This is a genomic window from Citrobacter sp. On2M (genome assembly GCF_018035235.1).
Taxonomy (GTDB): domain Bacteria; phylum Pseudomonadota; class Gammaproteobacteria; order Enterobacterales; family Enterobacteriaceae; genus Citrobacter; species Citrobacter meridianamericanus.
Genome location: NZ_WPCV01000001.1, coordinates 325,928 through 340,746, shown reverse-complemented (window position 1 = coordinate 340,746; position 14,819 = coordinate 325,928). Strand labels below are relative to the sequence as shown.

10 protein-coding genes are annotated in these 14,819 nt (G+C 54.2%); 5 read left to right on the top strand and 5 right to left on the bottom strand.

What is annotated here, in order from left to right; translation table 11 throughout:
• Nucleotides 1–21: 21 nt before the first annotated feature.
• The 3 genes from gntX to gntT all read left to right on the top strand — a co-directional run bounded on the left by gntX (nt 22) and on the right by gntT (nt 2,971).
• On the top strand, nt 22–705 hold the full coding sequence (gene gntX, locus On2M_RS01515) for a DNA utilization protein GntX (RefSeq protein ID WP_151216864.1): 684 nt from the start codon (nt 22–24) through the stop codon (nt 703–705).
• Between the two features lie 58 nt (nt 706–763).
• Nucleotides 764–1,339, top strand: a complete 576-nt coding sequence (nfuA, locus tag On2M_RS01510) for a Fe-S biogenesis protein NfuA (protein ID WP_003023509.1) — start codon at nt 764–766, stop codon at nt 1,337–1,339.
• A 315-nt stretch (nt 1,340–1,654) separates the two neighbouring features.
• Nucleotides 1,655–2,971 (top strand): gluconate transporter, encoded by a 1,317-nt coding sequence (gene gntT, locus On2M_RS01505; protein WP_003023507.1) that lies wholly within the window; start codon nt 1,655–1,657, stop codon nt 2,969–2,971.
• Nucleotides 2,972–3,016: 45 nt separating this feature from the next.
• Here the strand turns inward: gntT and malQ are convergent, their stop codons facing one another.
• Entirely contained in the window at nt 3,017–5,104 is a 2,088-nt protein-coding gene (gene malQ / locus On2M_RS01500; RefSeq protein ID WP_210904194.1) for a 4-alpha-glucanotransferase, read from the bottom strand.
• Between the two features lie 9 nt (nt 5,105–5,113).
• The gene (gene malP, locus On2M_RS01495; protein WP_210904192.1) at nt 5,114–7,507 is read right to left on the bottom strand and encodes a maltodextrin phosphorylase; all 2,394 of its coding nucleotides are present in this window, start codon (nt 7,505–7,507) and stop codon (nt 5,114–5,116) included.
• Nucleotides 7,508–8,103: 596 nt separating this feature from the next.
• On the opposite strand from malP, the gene malT reads away from it, so the two are divergent.
• Entirely contained in the window at nt 8,104–10,809 is a 2,706-nt protein-coding gene (malT, locus tag On2M_RS01490) for an HTH-type transcriptional regulator MalT (protein ID WP_210904190.1), read from the top strand.
• A 41-nt stretch (nt 10,810–10,850) separates the two neighbouring features.
• Here the strand turns inward: malT and On2M_RS01485 are convergent, their stop codons facing one another.
• From On2M_RS01485 to glpE, 3 genes are all read right to left on the bottom strand, one after another.
• The gene (locus tag On2M_RS01485; RefSeq protein ID WP_151216868.1) at nt 10,851–11,609 is read right to left on the bottom strand and encodes a DeoR/GlpR family transcriptional regulator; all 759 of its coding nucleotides are present in this window, start codon (nt 11,607–11,609) and stop codon (nt 10,851–10,853) included.
• 161 nt (nt 11,610–11,770) lie between these two features.
• On the bottom strand, nt 11,771–12,601 hold the full coding sequence (gene glpG / locus On2M_RS01480) for a rhomboid family intramembrane serine protease GlpG (protein ID WP_210904188.1): 831 nt from the start codon (nt 12,599–12,601) through the stop codon (nt 11,771–11,773).
• Nucleotides 12,602–12,676: 75 nt separating this feature from the next.
• Nucleotides 12,677–13,003, bottom strand: a complete 327-nt coding sequence (glpE, locus tag On2M_RS01475; protein WP_151216870.1) for a thiosulfate sulfurtransferase GlpE — start codon at nt 13,001–13,003, stop codon at nt 12,677–12,679.
• A 198-nt stretch (nt 13,004–13,201) separates the two neighbouring features.
• Between glpE and glpD the strand changes: the two genes are divergently transcribed.
• On the top strand, nt 13,202–14,710 hold the full coding sequence (glpD, locus tag On2M_RS01470; protein ID WP_151216871.1) for a glycerol-3-phosphate dehydrogenase: 1,509 nt from the start codon (nt 13,202–13,204) through the stop codon (nt 14,708–14,710).
• Nucleotides 14,711–14,819: the final 109 nt, after the last annotated feature.

Genomic DNA, 14,819 nt, shown 5'->3' with positions numbered 1-14,819 from the left:
TTAGCCTAACAGGATGTTTCTATGCTAACAGTACCGGGATTGTGCTGGCTATGCCGAATGCCCCTGACGTTAGGGCATTGGGGGATCTGTTCAGTCTGCGCACGGGCAACGCGTCAGCACGTCAGCCTTTGCCCTCAATGCGGACTCCCTGCCGCCCACGCCGTCGTTCCCTGCGGACGTTGCTTGCAAAAACCCCCACCGTGGCAGCGCCTGGTCACCATCAGCGACTATCTTCCGCCGTTGAGCGGACTTATCCACCAGTTCAAGTTTTCGCGACGCAGTGAAATGGCCTCCGCCCTTTCACGTTTGCTGTTGCTGGAGGTATTACAGGCCCGGCGCGTCAGCGGTCTTCCCCTGCCAGACAGGCTCGTCAGCGTCCCGCTCTGGCAACGACGGCACTGGCGCAGGGGGTTTAATCAGAGCGAATTGCTGTGTCGCCCACTGGCGCACTGGCTGGGTTGCGACTGGGACAGCCGGACCATCTCGCGGGTTCGGGCAACCGCCACGCAGCACCATCTCAGCGCCCGATTGCGTAAACGTAACCTGAAAAACGCCTTTCGCCTTGAATTGCCGGTGCAGGGACTCCATATGGTTATTGTGGATGATGTCGTCACTACCGGAAGTACCGTCGCGGAAATCGCGCAGCTGCTTTTACGCAACGGCGCCGCGACTGTCCAGGTATGGTGCCTGTGTCGAACCTTGTAGAGCCTCGATGATGGGCGTATTATAACCAAGTAAAATAGTCAACTATTAGGCCATTACTATGATCCATATTTCCGATGCTGCACAAGCGCACTTTGCCAAACTGCTGGCAAATCAGGAAGAAGGGACACAAATCCGCGTATTTGTGATTAATCCCGGCACGCCTAACGCTGAATGCGGCGTTTCTTATTGTCCGCCGGACGCCGTGGAAGCAACCGACACCGCCATTAAATTTGACCTGCTGACCGCATATGTTGATGAACTGAGCGCACCGTATCTGGAAGATGCAGAAATCGATTTCGTTACCGACCAGTTAGGTTCCCAGCTGACGCTGAAGGCACCAAACGCCAAAATGCGTAAAGTGGCCGATGATGCACCGCTGATGGAACGCGTGGAGTACATGCTGCAATCACAGATCAATCCACAGCTGGCAGGCCATGGCGGTCGCGTCTCACTGATGGAAATCACCGATGAAGGCTACGCCATTCTGCAGTTTGGCGGCGGCTGTAACGGCTGTTCAATGGTCGATGTGACGCTGAAAGAAGGTATCGAGAAGCAGCTGCTGGCTGAATTCCCTGAACTGAAAGGCGTTCGCGATTTAACCGAACACCAGCGTGGCGAACACTCTTACTACTAAGCCCGTCTGTATTTGCCCGGTAGCCTAATCCCTGCCGGGTCGAAAATTCTTCGCATATCTCCTGCAACAATCTCCCTCATAATTTGACCAGCCTCTCATAATTTAAATTTTGCCTGCCCAGGTGATTTTCAAGCGCCATATGTTACCCGTATCATTCGTATCAGCACCTAACACACACATAATAGTCCGCTAAACTGATTAGTTTTGCAGGCAACCAGCATTGGTGCTGAGAATACTCTGTTCCCGGTCGGGACAATCGGAATTTGTCATCTAAACACTGACGTTACCCATAACAAAGTTAAGGCCAGGTAAATCATGCCATTAGTCATCGTTGCTATCGGTGTAATCTTGTTACTCCTCCTGATGATCCGTTTCAAAATGAACGGTTTCATCGCTCTCGTCCTGGTGGCGCTTGCTGTCGGATTGATGCAAGGGATGCCACTGGATAAAGTCATCGGTTCGATTAAAGCCGGCGTCGGCGGAACCCTTGGCAGCCTCGCCCTGATTATGGGTTTTGGCGCCATGCTGGGCAAAATGCTGGCGGACTGCGGCGGCGCACAGCGCATCGCAACCACCCTGATTGCTAAATTCGGCAAAAAACATATTCAGTGGGCGGTGGTATTAACCGGCTTCACCGTTGGTTTTGCCTTGTTCTACGAAGTTGGTTTCGTACTGATGCTGCCGCTGGTGTTCACCATTGCCGCAGCTGCCAACATCCCGCTATTGTACGTTGGCGTGCCGATGGCTGCGGCGCTGTCCGTAACGCACGGCTTCCTGCCACCGCACCCGGGTCCGACTGCTATCGCCACTATTTTCCATGCAGATATGGGCAAAACCCTGCTGTTTGGTACGATTTTGGCAATCCCGACCGTTATTCTCGCCGGTCCGGTATACGCACGTTTCCTGAAAGGTATCGACAAGCCGATCCCGGAAGGTCTGTACAGCGCAAAAACCTTCACTGAAGAAGAGATGCCTGGCTTTGGCGTCAGCGTCTGGACCTCTCTGGTACCGGTGATCCTGATGGCGATGCGTGCCGTGGCGGAGATGATTCTGCCGAAAGGTCATGCTTTCCTGACGGTTGCAGAATTCCTCGGTGACCCGGTTATGGCAACGCTTATCGCGGTGCTGATTGCGATGTTCACGTTTGGTCTGAACCGTGGACGTTCGATGGATCAGATTAACGACACGCTGGTGTCCTCAATCAAAATCATTGCGATGATGCTGTTGATCATCGGCGGCGGCGGTGCCTTCAAACAGGTCCTGGTTGATAGCGGCGTGGACAAATACATTGCATCAATGATGCACGGCTCTAACGTGTCTCCACTGCTGATGGCATGGTCTATCGCGGCGGTCCTGCGTATCGCACTGGGTTCTGCAACTGTTGCAGCAATCACCGCAGGCGGGATTGTGGCACCACTGATTGCAACGACCGGCGTAAGCCCTGAGCTAATGGTTATTGCGGTGGGTTCCGGTTCGGTCATCTTCTCCCACGTGAACGATCCAGGCTTCTGGCTGTTCAAGGAGTACTTCAACCTGACTATCGGTGAAACCATCAAGTCATGGTCAATGCTGGAAACCATTATCTCCGTCTGCGGCCTGGTAGGGTGTCTGCTGCTGGGTATGGTAGTTTAACAACACACGTTTCAGACAAAAAAAGCCGGGGAATCCCCGGCTTTTTTACTTCTTCTTCGCGGCCACTTTTCGCCGCTTATCCAAATCCTTAATCAGCTTGTTCACTCTCTCATCGGCAAACATCTGCTCCAGCATGGCGGTGAGCTTACGCCGCCAGTTTTTGTACTGGTCGCTGGTCCCCGGAATGTTGACCGGTTCAGCCATATCCAACCAGTCTTCCGGTTGTAGGCCCAGCAGCGCACTGTTGCTGTCAGCGATGTAGCGTTGCATGCCGCGATTAAGAATCGGCGTCATCGACATCAGTGACGCCTTGTGACCAGCACGTTTTGGCAAACAGCCGTACTTGTGCAACGCGTCCAGCAGCCCCTGCTTCGCCAGTTCTCGGTCCTGATACAACCCACGCAGCACAACCTCATCCGGGTACAGGCCCAGCGCCTTACCCAGCGTCAGATCGCCGCTATCCCAATAACCTTTAAGCGTAGGAAGGTCATGCGTCGCCGCGACTGCCATTGATTGTTCCGGGTACGCTTTCGGCGCACGGAAGTTTTTCTCATGGTCATTCTCAAAATAAAGCACTTTATAGGAGTACACGCCGCTGTCGCGCAGCTTGCTGACGATTTCTACCGGCACGGTGCCCAGATCCTCACCAATTACCATGCAATGATGACGTTTACTTTCCAGCGCCAGAATTGAAAGCAGGTCATCGACCGGATAGTGCACGTAAGCGCCGTGATCGGCAGTTTCACCGTAGGGGATCCACCACAGACGCAGCATCGACATAACATGGTCGATACGCAGCGCGCCGCAGTTCTGCATATTGGCGCGCAGCAGTTCGATAAACGGTTCGTAGGCGCGTGCCGTGATGATGTGCGGATCCATCGGCGGCAGCCCCCAGTTTTGCCCGAGCGGACCGAGAATATCCGGCGGAGCGCCAACCGAGGCTTTCAGGCAATACAGCTCGCGGTCGCACCAGGTTTCCGCCCCGCCTTCGGCCACACCAACCGCCAGATCGCGATACAGTCCAATCGGCATCGCAAAACTTTGGCTGGTTTTCCAGCAGTCAGCAAACTGGGTATACGCCAACCACTGTAACCACAGATAGAAATCCACATCGTCACGATGTGCTTCGCAGAAGCGTTTTACTTCCGGTGAGTCCACCGTCTGGAGTGCCTGCGGCCACACCGGCCAGCCCCAGCGCAATGCATCCTCTTGCACCTGATGCGCATGCAGCGCGTCAAAGGCTGCCTGCCAGTACAGGCTATCTCCCTCCCGAGTGACAAACTGGCGAAATGCCGCCATCTGCTCATCGTCACGTGCAGAGAAATTTTTCCATGCCATACGTAACGCGGTCATCTTCAGGACGGTAACGGTAGAGTAATCAACCCATTCACTATCGCGCGCGCGTTGCAGCGCTTGCTGAGTCGCGGGTTTCTGCCACCAGGCCTGCGCCTCTTTACTCAGGCGGAAATCATCTACTGCGTTAACATCAATATAAATAACGTTCAGCCAGCGACGTGACGACGGGCTGTACGGGCTGGCGCTCTCCGGGTTCGCCGGGTACAGCGCATGAATCGGATTGAGCCCGATAAACGCGCCGCCGCGTTGCGCCACATCCACCAGCATGGCGCGCAAATCGCCAAAGTCGCCAATCCCCCAGTTTTTTTCTGAACGCAAGGTGTAGAGCTGAACGCATGCGCCCCACAGCTTCTGCCCGGCTAACAGCGCCTGCGGTTCATAACAGCGTTTTGGCGCCACGATGACGCGACAATGGCTACGCAGCTCACCCTGGGTCAAGGTCAGCGTGTGATATCCCTCCGGCAGCCTGGCCGGAAGGTTGAAAGATTTACCACCGACGGCATGCCCTTTGTGCTGCACGCCCTCTTCGGTAGTCAGCAGCCAGGTAAACTCTCCGCTTCCCTCAACCGCCAGCGGCATTTTCTTACCGGCGGTATAAACCATGACATTCGGCACTGGGGTCACCGCCACCGGAGTGGCGGCGGTGGTGCGATGCATGGCGTCAAGCAAACGCCGCTTGGTTTCGGTACCAATAGACTGCGGTTTACCGTGGGCATTAATGTAATTGGGGCTGATCCCCGCCGCCAGCGCGGCATTATCCAGACGTTTGCTTTCCATCGCGATTCCTTAACGTTTCGCCTGCCAGATACGCGCCTGATAATCGCGGATGGAGCGATCTGAACTGAACATGCCGCAACGGGCAGTATTCAGAATCGCCGCCCGGGTCCAGGCTTCCTGGTCACGATACAACACGTCAACCTGCTTCTGCGCTTCAACGTAAGCCGCGAAGTCTGCCATCACCAGATACGGATCACCGCCCTGCTTGCCGATACTGTGCAGCATCTGGTCAAAAGCATGTTTGTCGCCGTTGCTGTATTTCCCGCTTTCCAGCTCTTTCAGGACCGCATCCAGTACTTTGTCTTTCTTACGCCATTTCACCGGATCGTAACCTTTGGCCTTGAGCGCCTTCACCTCTTCCACAGTATGACCAAAGATAAAGATATTCTCGTCGCCCACTTTTTCGGCGATTTCGACGTTTGCACCATCCAGCGTACCGACGGTTAAGGCACCGTTCAGCGCCAGCTTCATGTTGCCGGTGCCGGAAGCCTCTTTCCCTGCTGTTGAGATCTGCTCGGAGATATCCGCCGCCGGGATCAGCATTTCCGCCGCCGAGACACAATAATCCGGCAGGAACACGACTTTCAGCTTGTCACCCACTTGCGGGTCGTTATTGATGGTTTCCGCCACCTTATTGATGGCGAAGATGATATTTTTCGCCAGGTAGTAACCCGGCGCGGCTTTCGCGCCAAACAGGAATACGCGCGGCACGCGATCGGCCTGCGGGTTCTCACGAATTTCTTTGTACAACGCCAGAATATGCAGCAGGTTCAGGTGCTGACGCTTGTACTCATGCAGGCGTTTGATCTGAATATCAAAAATCGCGTTAGTCGTTATTTCAATACCGGTACGCGCTTTAATAAACTTCACCAGACGCGCTTTGTTCGCCAGCTTGATGTCACGATACTGCTGACGGAACTTCGCGTCGTCGGCGTATTTTTCCAGATTAATCAGCTGGTCGAGATCGTTGGCCCACTCTTTTTTCAGCGATTTATCCAACAGCGCGGCAAGCGCCGGGTTGCACTGCTTAATCCAGCGACGTGGGGTAATCCCATTAGTGACGTTGTGGAATTTGTTCGGCCACAGTTGGTGATATTCCGGGAACAGATCTTTCACCACCAGATCGGAGTGCAGTGCCGCCACACCGTTAACCGCAAAGCCGCTGACCACACACATGTTGGCCATGCGCACCTGTTTGTTATGTACCACCGCCAGCTTCGCCCAGACTTCAGCATCACCCGGCCAGGTTTTATCGACCAACATCTTAAAGCGGTCGTTAATCTCTTTGATGATTTGCATATGGCGCGGCAGTAGCGCTTTCACCAGCTTCTCGTCCCAGCACTCCAGCGCCTCTGGCATCAGAGTATGGTTGGTATAAGCAAAGGTTTTGCTGGTGATGGCCCACGCATCGTCCCAGCTCATCTGGTGCTCATCAATCAGTACACGCAACAGCTCGGGAATAGCGATGGTCGGGTGAGTATCGTTGAGCTGGATAACTTCAAAATCAGCCAGCTCATGAAGTTTACGCCCAGCCAGATGATGGCGGCGCAGAATATCGGCTACGGAGCAGGCGCACTGGAAGTACTGCTGCATCAGGCGCAGCTTTTTACCTGCCGTGTGGTTGTCGTTAGGATACAGCACTTTGGTCAGTTTTTCGGCGTCGATACCCTGCTGCTCTGCGCGCAGGAAATCACCGTCGTTGAATTTTGTCAGGTTAAACGGATGCGCGTGGCTGGCCTGCCACAAACGCAGCGGCTGCGCCACGCCATTACGGTAGCCGAGAACCGGTAGATCCCAAGCCTGACCGGTGATGATGAATCCCGGCTCCCAGTGGCCTTGTTTGCTGACCTTGCCGCCAATCCCTACCTGCACATCCAGCGCTTCGTTGTGACGGAACCACGGATAGCTGTCGCGATGCCAGTCGTCCGGGGCTTCCATCTGCTGCCCATCGGCAAAGGACTGACGGAACAGGCCGTATTGATAGTTGAGGCCATAACCCGTCGCCGACTGGCCGACAGTCGCCATCGAATCGAGGAAGCAGGCTGCCAGACGCCCCAACCCACCGTTACCCAACGCCGGATCGATCTCTTCTTCAAGCAGATCGGTCAGGTTGACGTCATGCGCTTTAAGCTCATCGCTCACCCCCTGATACCAGCCGAGGTTGAGTAAGTTGTTGCCGGTCAGACGGCCAATCAAAAACTCCATCGAGATGTAGTTAACATGACGCTGGTTTTTTGCCGGCTTAGCCGCAGGCTGGGCGCTGAGTAACTCAGCCAACGCCCCACTCACTGCCTGCCACCACTGGCGTGACGTCATTTCTTGAGCCGACAGTAAACCGAAGCGCTGCCACTGACGCGTCAGGGCAGCCTGAAATTGATCTTTATTGAAAGTAGGCTGTGACATAGGGGTTCCAGATCCTTAGGTAATAAAACAACGTTATCGCTAGTTTGCCTGGCTCGTTGTTGACATTCCTCATCCTGGCACGGATTAGGCAGGGAGGAGGAGCGGGGATGAGCATAAAAGTGTGATCGACACCGCTTAAAGGGAAGCGTAATCACCCATGGGCCACGGCGTCCCCCTTATTACCGGGCAATTAATCGACAATATCAAATAGAGGGGTGACGATGGGAAACAATGTGTAAACAGAGAAATAGTTTCTAACCTGAAACACCTGTGATGAATAAGATGATTCACATAAAAACTTTAAATCGGCCACAAAATTCGGACATTTTTATTAACCCGCCGAATAACCTTGCAAAGAGATGGGGTTTTTTACGCATCGTAAAAATCGCGACGGATCCAGTCACCACGCCTGTTGCGACTCTTTAAAGTAATTATTGCAATAGATGTATAGATTTGTGACATAGTGCAAAATCAGACACACAAAAAGGCCGCTTAGCTTGCATAAAACATTAATCTGGCCGACCTTATACCCATTAATTACGAAGCGCAAAAAAAATCATTCTTCCCCCATGTTCACACAGTGAAGTGACAAACATATGTTGATTCCGTCTAAATTAAGTCGTCCGGTTCGACTCGACCATACGGTGGTCCGCGAGCGCCTGTTGGCTAAACTTTCCGGCGTGAATAATTTCAGGCTTGCCCTGATAACAAGTCCCGCTGGCTATGGAAAAACGACGCTGGTCTCACAATGGGCAGCGGGGAAGAACGACTTAGGCTGGTACTCACTGGATGAAGGCGATAATCAACAAGAGCGTTTTGCCAGCTATCTGATCGCCGCTATTCAGCAGGCAACCGGTGGACACTGCACCACCAGCGAAGCGATGGTGCAAAAGCGCCAATACGCCAGTCTGACGTCACTGTTTGCACAGCTATTTATTGAACTGGCCGAGTGGCATCGCCCACTCTACCTGGTGGTGGACGATTATCATCTGATCTCCAACCCAGCTATCCACGAAGCGATGCGTTTCTTCCTGCGTCACCAGCCTGAAAATCTCACGCTGGTCGTGTTGTCGCGCAATCTCCCACAGTTGGGCATTGCCAACCTGCGAGTACGCGATCAGTTGCTGGAGATAGGCAGCCAGCAACTGGCGTTTAACCACCAGGAAGCCAAACAATTTTTCGATCGCCGTTTGTCTTCTCCTATCGAAGCAGCGGAAAGCAGTCGAATGTGCGACGACGTTGCGGGCTGGGCCACGGCGTTACAGCTGATTGCCCTCTCCGCCCGCCAGAACAACCATTCTGCACACCAGTCCGCACGCCGCCTCGCGGGGATAAACGCCAGCCATTTGTCCGATTATCTGGTTGATGAAGTGCTGGACAGCGTTGACCTCGGCACCCGTCACTTCCTGCTGAAAAGCGCCATTCTGCGCTCCATGAACGACGCGCTGATCGTCCGGGTTACCGGGGAAGAAAATGGCCAGATGCGGCTGGAGGAGATCGAGCGCCAGGGATTATTTCTGCAGCGGATGGATGACGTCGGTGAATGGTTCAGCTATCACCCGCTGTTTGGCAGCTTTTTACGTCAACGCTGTCAGTGGGAACTGGCGAGCGAACTGCCCGAAATACACCGCGCGGCTGCTGAAAGCTGGATGGCGCAAGGTTTTCCCAGCGAAGCTATCCACCATGCGCTGGCGGCAGGCGATGCCCATATGCTGCGCGATATCCTGCTTAACCATGCGTGGGGACTGTTTAACCACAGTGAGCTGACGCTACTGGAAGAATCCCTGAAAGCGCTGCCATGGGAAAGCCTGCTGGAAAATCCGCGTCTGGTTCTGCTGCAAGCGTGGCTGATGCAAAGCCAGCACCGCTACAGCGAGGTGAATACCCTGCTGGCACGCGCTGAGCAGGAAATGAAAGGCGACATGGAGCCGACGCTGCATGCCGAATTTAACGCCCTGCGAGCGCAGGTCGCGATTAACGACGGAAATCCTGATGAAGCCGAGCGTCTGGCGAAACTGGCACTGGATGAGCTACCCATCGCCTGGTTCTACAGCCGAATCGTCGCCACCTCGGTGCACGGCGAAGTTCTGCACTGTAAGGGCGACCTCACGCGTTCTCTGGCGTTGATGCAGCAAACCGAACAAATGGCGCGCCATCATGACGTCTGGCATTACGCCCTGTGGAGTCTTATTCAGCAAAGTGAAATCTTGTTTGCCCAGGGCTTTTTGCAGGCCGCCTGGGAAATCCAGGAAAAAGCGTTCCAGTTGATCAAAGAGCAGCATCTCGAACAGCTACCGATGCACGAGTTCCTGGTGCGCATCCGTGCGCAGCTCCTGTGGGCATGGGCGCGCCTGGACGAAGCGGAAACGTCTGCCCGCTCGGGTATTGAACTGCTTTCCACTTTCCAGCCGCAGCAGCAGCTACAGTGCCTGGCACTGCTGGTTCAGTGTTCGCTGGCGCGGGGCGATCTGGACAACGCGCGTAGCCTGCTCAACCGTCTGGAAAACCTGCTGGGTAATGGCCACTATCACAGCGACTGGATCTCGAACGCTGATAAAGTCCGGGTGATTTACTGGCAAATGGTCGGCGACAAAAATTCAGCCGCCAACTGGCTGCGCCACACGCCGAAACCGGAATTCGCCAATAACCACTTCCTGCAAGGCCAATGGCGCAACATCGCCCGCGCGCAGATCCTGCTGGGCGAATTTGAACCGGCTGAGATTGTGCTGGAAGAGTTGAATGAAAATGCGCGCAATCTGCGTCTGATGAGCGATCTGAACCGCAACCTGCTACTGCTTAATCAGTTGTACTGGCAGGCAGGGCGCAAAAATGACGCACAGCGCGTGTTACTCGACGCGTTACAGCTGGCGAACCGCACCGGGTTTATCAGTCACTTTGTTATCGAAGGTGAGGCTATGGCGCAGCAACTGCGTCAGCTGATTCAGCTCAATACGCTGCCGGAACTCGATCAGCATCGCGCCCAACGCATTTTGCGTGAGATTAACCAGCACCATCGCCATAAATTCGCCCACTTCGATGAAGGGTTCGTTGAGCGTCTGCTTACGCACCCGGAAGTACCGGAGCTTATCCGCACCAGCCCGCTGACCCAGCGCGAATGGCAGGTTTTGGGACTGATTTATTCGGGCTACAGCAACGAGCAGATCGCCGGAGAGCTGGCCGTCGCGGCAACGACTATCAAGACGCACATCCGCAATTTGTACCAAAAACTCGGCGTCGCACATCGCCAGGATGCAGTGCAACATGCGCAGAAGCTGCTGAAGATGATGGGATATGGGGTGTAGTGAGAGCCTGACGAGCGATGCTAATCAGGCCTGTAATTAACTTAGCACAGCTCTAACTGAATATGATGGTCAGCGATCACCTGCATCACGCCTGCGGGCGGTAGCGTGTCAGTATACACCGCATCCACCATGCTGATACTGCCCATATTCACCATCGCGTTACGACCAAACTTCGAGTGATCCACCACCAGCATCACATGGCGTGAATTCTCAATAATCGCGCGTTTGGTGCGGACTTCGTGATAATCAAATTCCAGCAGGGAACCATCGCTGTCGATGCCGCTGATGCCTAAAATGCCGAAATCCAGACGGAACTGAGAAATAAAGTCGAGGGTCGCTTCGCCCATAATACCGCCGTCACGGCTACGCAGTTCGCCACCCGCCAGAATAATACGGAAATCCTCTTTCGCCATCAGGGTATTCGCCACATTGAGGTTGTTGGTCACAATGCGTAAATTGCTGTGACTGAGCAGCGCGTGGGCCACCGCTTCCGGGGTAGTGCCGATATCAATAAATAGCGTCGAGCCGTTCGGGATCTGCGTGGCGACTTTGCGGGCAATGCGCTCTTTTTCAGCCGTCTGCGTCGCTTTACGGTCATGCCACGGGGTATTGACCGAGCTGGATGGCAGCGCCGCGCCGCCGTGATGTCGCAAAATCATATTCTGATCGGCCAGATCGTTGAGATCGCGGCGAATCGTCTGTGGGCTGACGGAAAAATGCTCCACCAGCTCCTCGGTGCTGACGTATCCTTGTTTCTTTACCAGTTCGATGATCGCGTCATGTCGTTGTGTTTGTTTCATTATAGTTCCCTGAAAATATAGAATTCGTCTATCAGGCGTTATCGTTGCAGGCCGTCTGGGCATGGCCAGCGCGCAGAAACCGCAGCGTACTTACGGTACGTGAGGATTTTGAGCACTGCCCTGGCTCATACAGGCAAATAAGATTACCTACAGGCGAATTTCTACGTTCGTTTTCGCACATGAATAGTATCAGCAAACGCCATTGCCAGACCCACGGCCAGCCCGGCGATATGTGCGCCATTCGCCATCGACATACCGAACACATCAAACCAGCCGGCAACAATCCAGATCAAAGCAAAGATAATCAAACCACGCTGCAGGAAAATACCGCTTTGCGGATCGCGCTCGCCGCGCAACCACACGTAGCCCATCAGCGCATATACCACGCCAGACAACCCACCAAACCACGGGCCGCTAAACTTCTGCTGAACATACCCGCTCAGCAGGGCGCTAATCACGGTAATGACTATCAGTTTTCCGCTACCCAGACGTTTTTCCACCGCGCCGCCGAGATACCACCACCACAGCAGGTTGAACAGAATATGCATCAGCGAGAAGTGCATAAAAGCGTGGGTGAAATAACGCCAGAATTCAAATTTCAGCGAAGGATCAAACGGCCATGCCAGCCAGAGCATCACCGCCTGGTCGCCCAGCGCGCTCATCGCGATAAACACCAGCACGCATGCGGCCATCACTATCCAGGTTACCGGGCCTGCACGTTCGCGCAATGTGGCAAGGAAAGGATAACGCTGATAGCGTAAACCGCTGTCGGTCTGACCCGACTGCCAGCTTGCCGCGAGGTAACGCGGGTCGCCCGGGTTCTCCAGAAATTGCGCCAGTTCGGCGCGTACGCGCTCGGCCTGGGACTCATCCGCCAGCCAGACATCCGTTTGCTGATGTTGTTGAATTGTCAGGATAACGCCCTGTGTCGCCATATAATCAACAAATGCCTGCGCCACGCGGGGGTTAGCAAAAGAGGTAATCATCAACATGGTTGCTGTCGCTTATTCCACACAAAAGAGGACAGTATATAGACCCTGCCTGTTTCAGGCTGCATCTTTGTTAGCTTACGAACCGTATGCCACTTCTGCCGGAAAATGTCGATGCCAGGCGTCGAAGCCGCCGTCAACGCTGTAAACCGCGTCATAGCCTTGCTGAAGAAGATATTGCGCCGCGCCTTTACTGCTGTTGCCGTGATAACACATTACTAACACAGTGGTGTCAAAATCATGCTCACGCATAAATAACCCAAGCGTGTCGTTCGTCAGATGAAACGCCTGCGGGGCGTGCCCCATCGCATAGCTTTGCGGGTCGCGGATATCCACTAGCACCGCAGCGCCCTGATTCAGCTTCTGATGCGCTTCTTCGACATTAATACATTCAAACTGATCCATTGCTCTCTCTTCTTAATATTGCAGGTGACGCTTTTCAGACATGTTACTTCTTAGTGTACGTCCCGACGGCAGTTAAACGCCATAATGTTATATGTATCACTGTAAATTGTTTATCCGATGTTACCAATAGCGCAATTCTTTGCTATTATGCTCGATAACGAACATTAATGAGCTATAACGAAAGTGCGAGAGGCCAGCATGGAAACCAAAGATCTGATTGTGATAGGTGGAGGCATCAACGGTGCCGGTATCGCGGCAGATGCCGCTGGACGCGGTTTATCCGTGCTGATGCTGGAAGCGCAGGATTTAGCCTGTGCCACCTCTTCCGCCAGCTCCAAACTCATCCACGGTGGCCTGCGCTACCTGGAACACTATGAATTTCGACTGGTGAGTGAAGCGCTGGCCGAGCGTGAAGTGCTGTTGAAAATGGCACCGCATATCGCCTTCCCGATGCGCTTTCGACTGCCCCATCGCCCGCACCTGCGTCCGGCGTGGATGATTCGTATTGGTCTGTTTATGTACGATCATCTGGGCAAACGCACCAGTTTACCAGGTTCTACCGGTTTGCGTTTTGGCGCGGATTCTGTAATGAAACCTGAGATTGTGCGCGGTTTCGAATATTCTGACTGCTGGGTAGACGATGCACGACTGGTTTTGGCAAACGCCCAAATGGTCGTACGTAAAGGCGGAGAGGTGTTAACCCGCACGCGTGCCACTTCCGCGCGCCGTGAAAACGGTTTGTGGATTGTGGAAGCTGAAGATATTGATACCGGCAAAAAGCACACCTGGCAGGCGCGTGGTCTGGTCAACGCCACCGGCCCGTGGGTGAAAGAGTTCTTCGACGACGGCATGCATCTGCCATCACCGTACGGTATTCGCCTGATTAAAGGCAGCCACATCGTGGTGCCACGCGTCCATACCCAGAAGCAAGCTTATATTCTGCAAAACGAAGATAAACGTATTGTGTTTGTCATCCCATGGATGGACGAATTCTCAATCATCGGGACGACTGACGTCGAATACAAAGGCGACCCGAAAGCGGTGAAAATTGATGAGAGTGAAATCAATTACCTGCTTAAGGTCTACAACGCACACTTTAAGAAACAACTGGGCCGTGATGATATCGTCTGGACTTACTCGGGCGTGCGTCCGTTGTGCGACGATGAGTCCGACTCACCGCAGGCAATCACCCGTGATTACACGCTGGATATCCACGACGAAAACGGCAAAGCGCCGCTGCTGTCGGTCTTTGGCGGTAAGCTGACGACCTATCGTAAGCTGGCTGAGCACGCGATGGAAAAACTGGCGTCGTACTATCAGGGCATCGGTCCGGCGTGGACCAAAGAGTGCGTTCTCCCAGGCGGAGACATCGGCGGCGATCGCGAAGATTACGCGGCCAAACTGCGCCGTCGCTACCCGTTCCTGACCGAGTCGCTGGCGCGCCATTATTCACGCACCTACGGCAGCAATACCGAATGGATTATCGGCGAAGCCACCTCGCTTGCCGAGTTAGGTGAAGACTTCGGCCACGAGTTCTATGAGGCCGAACTGAAGTATCTGGTTGACCACGAATGGGTTCGTCGTGCAGACGATGCGCTGTGGCGTCGTACGAAAGAAGGGATGTGGCTGAACGCCGAGCAGCAGTCGCGCATGACCCAGTGGCTGGCTGAATACATTGAGAAGCGCCAACTGTCGCTGGCGTCCTGATAAAAATGCCGGGTGGCGGCTGACGCCTTATCCGGCCTACAAAAGTGCATAACTACAAAAGTGCATAACTACAAAAGTGCATAAACGTAGGCCGGGCAAGCGAAGCACC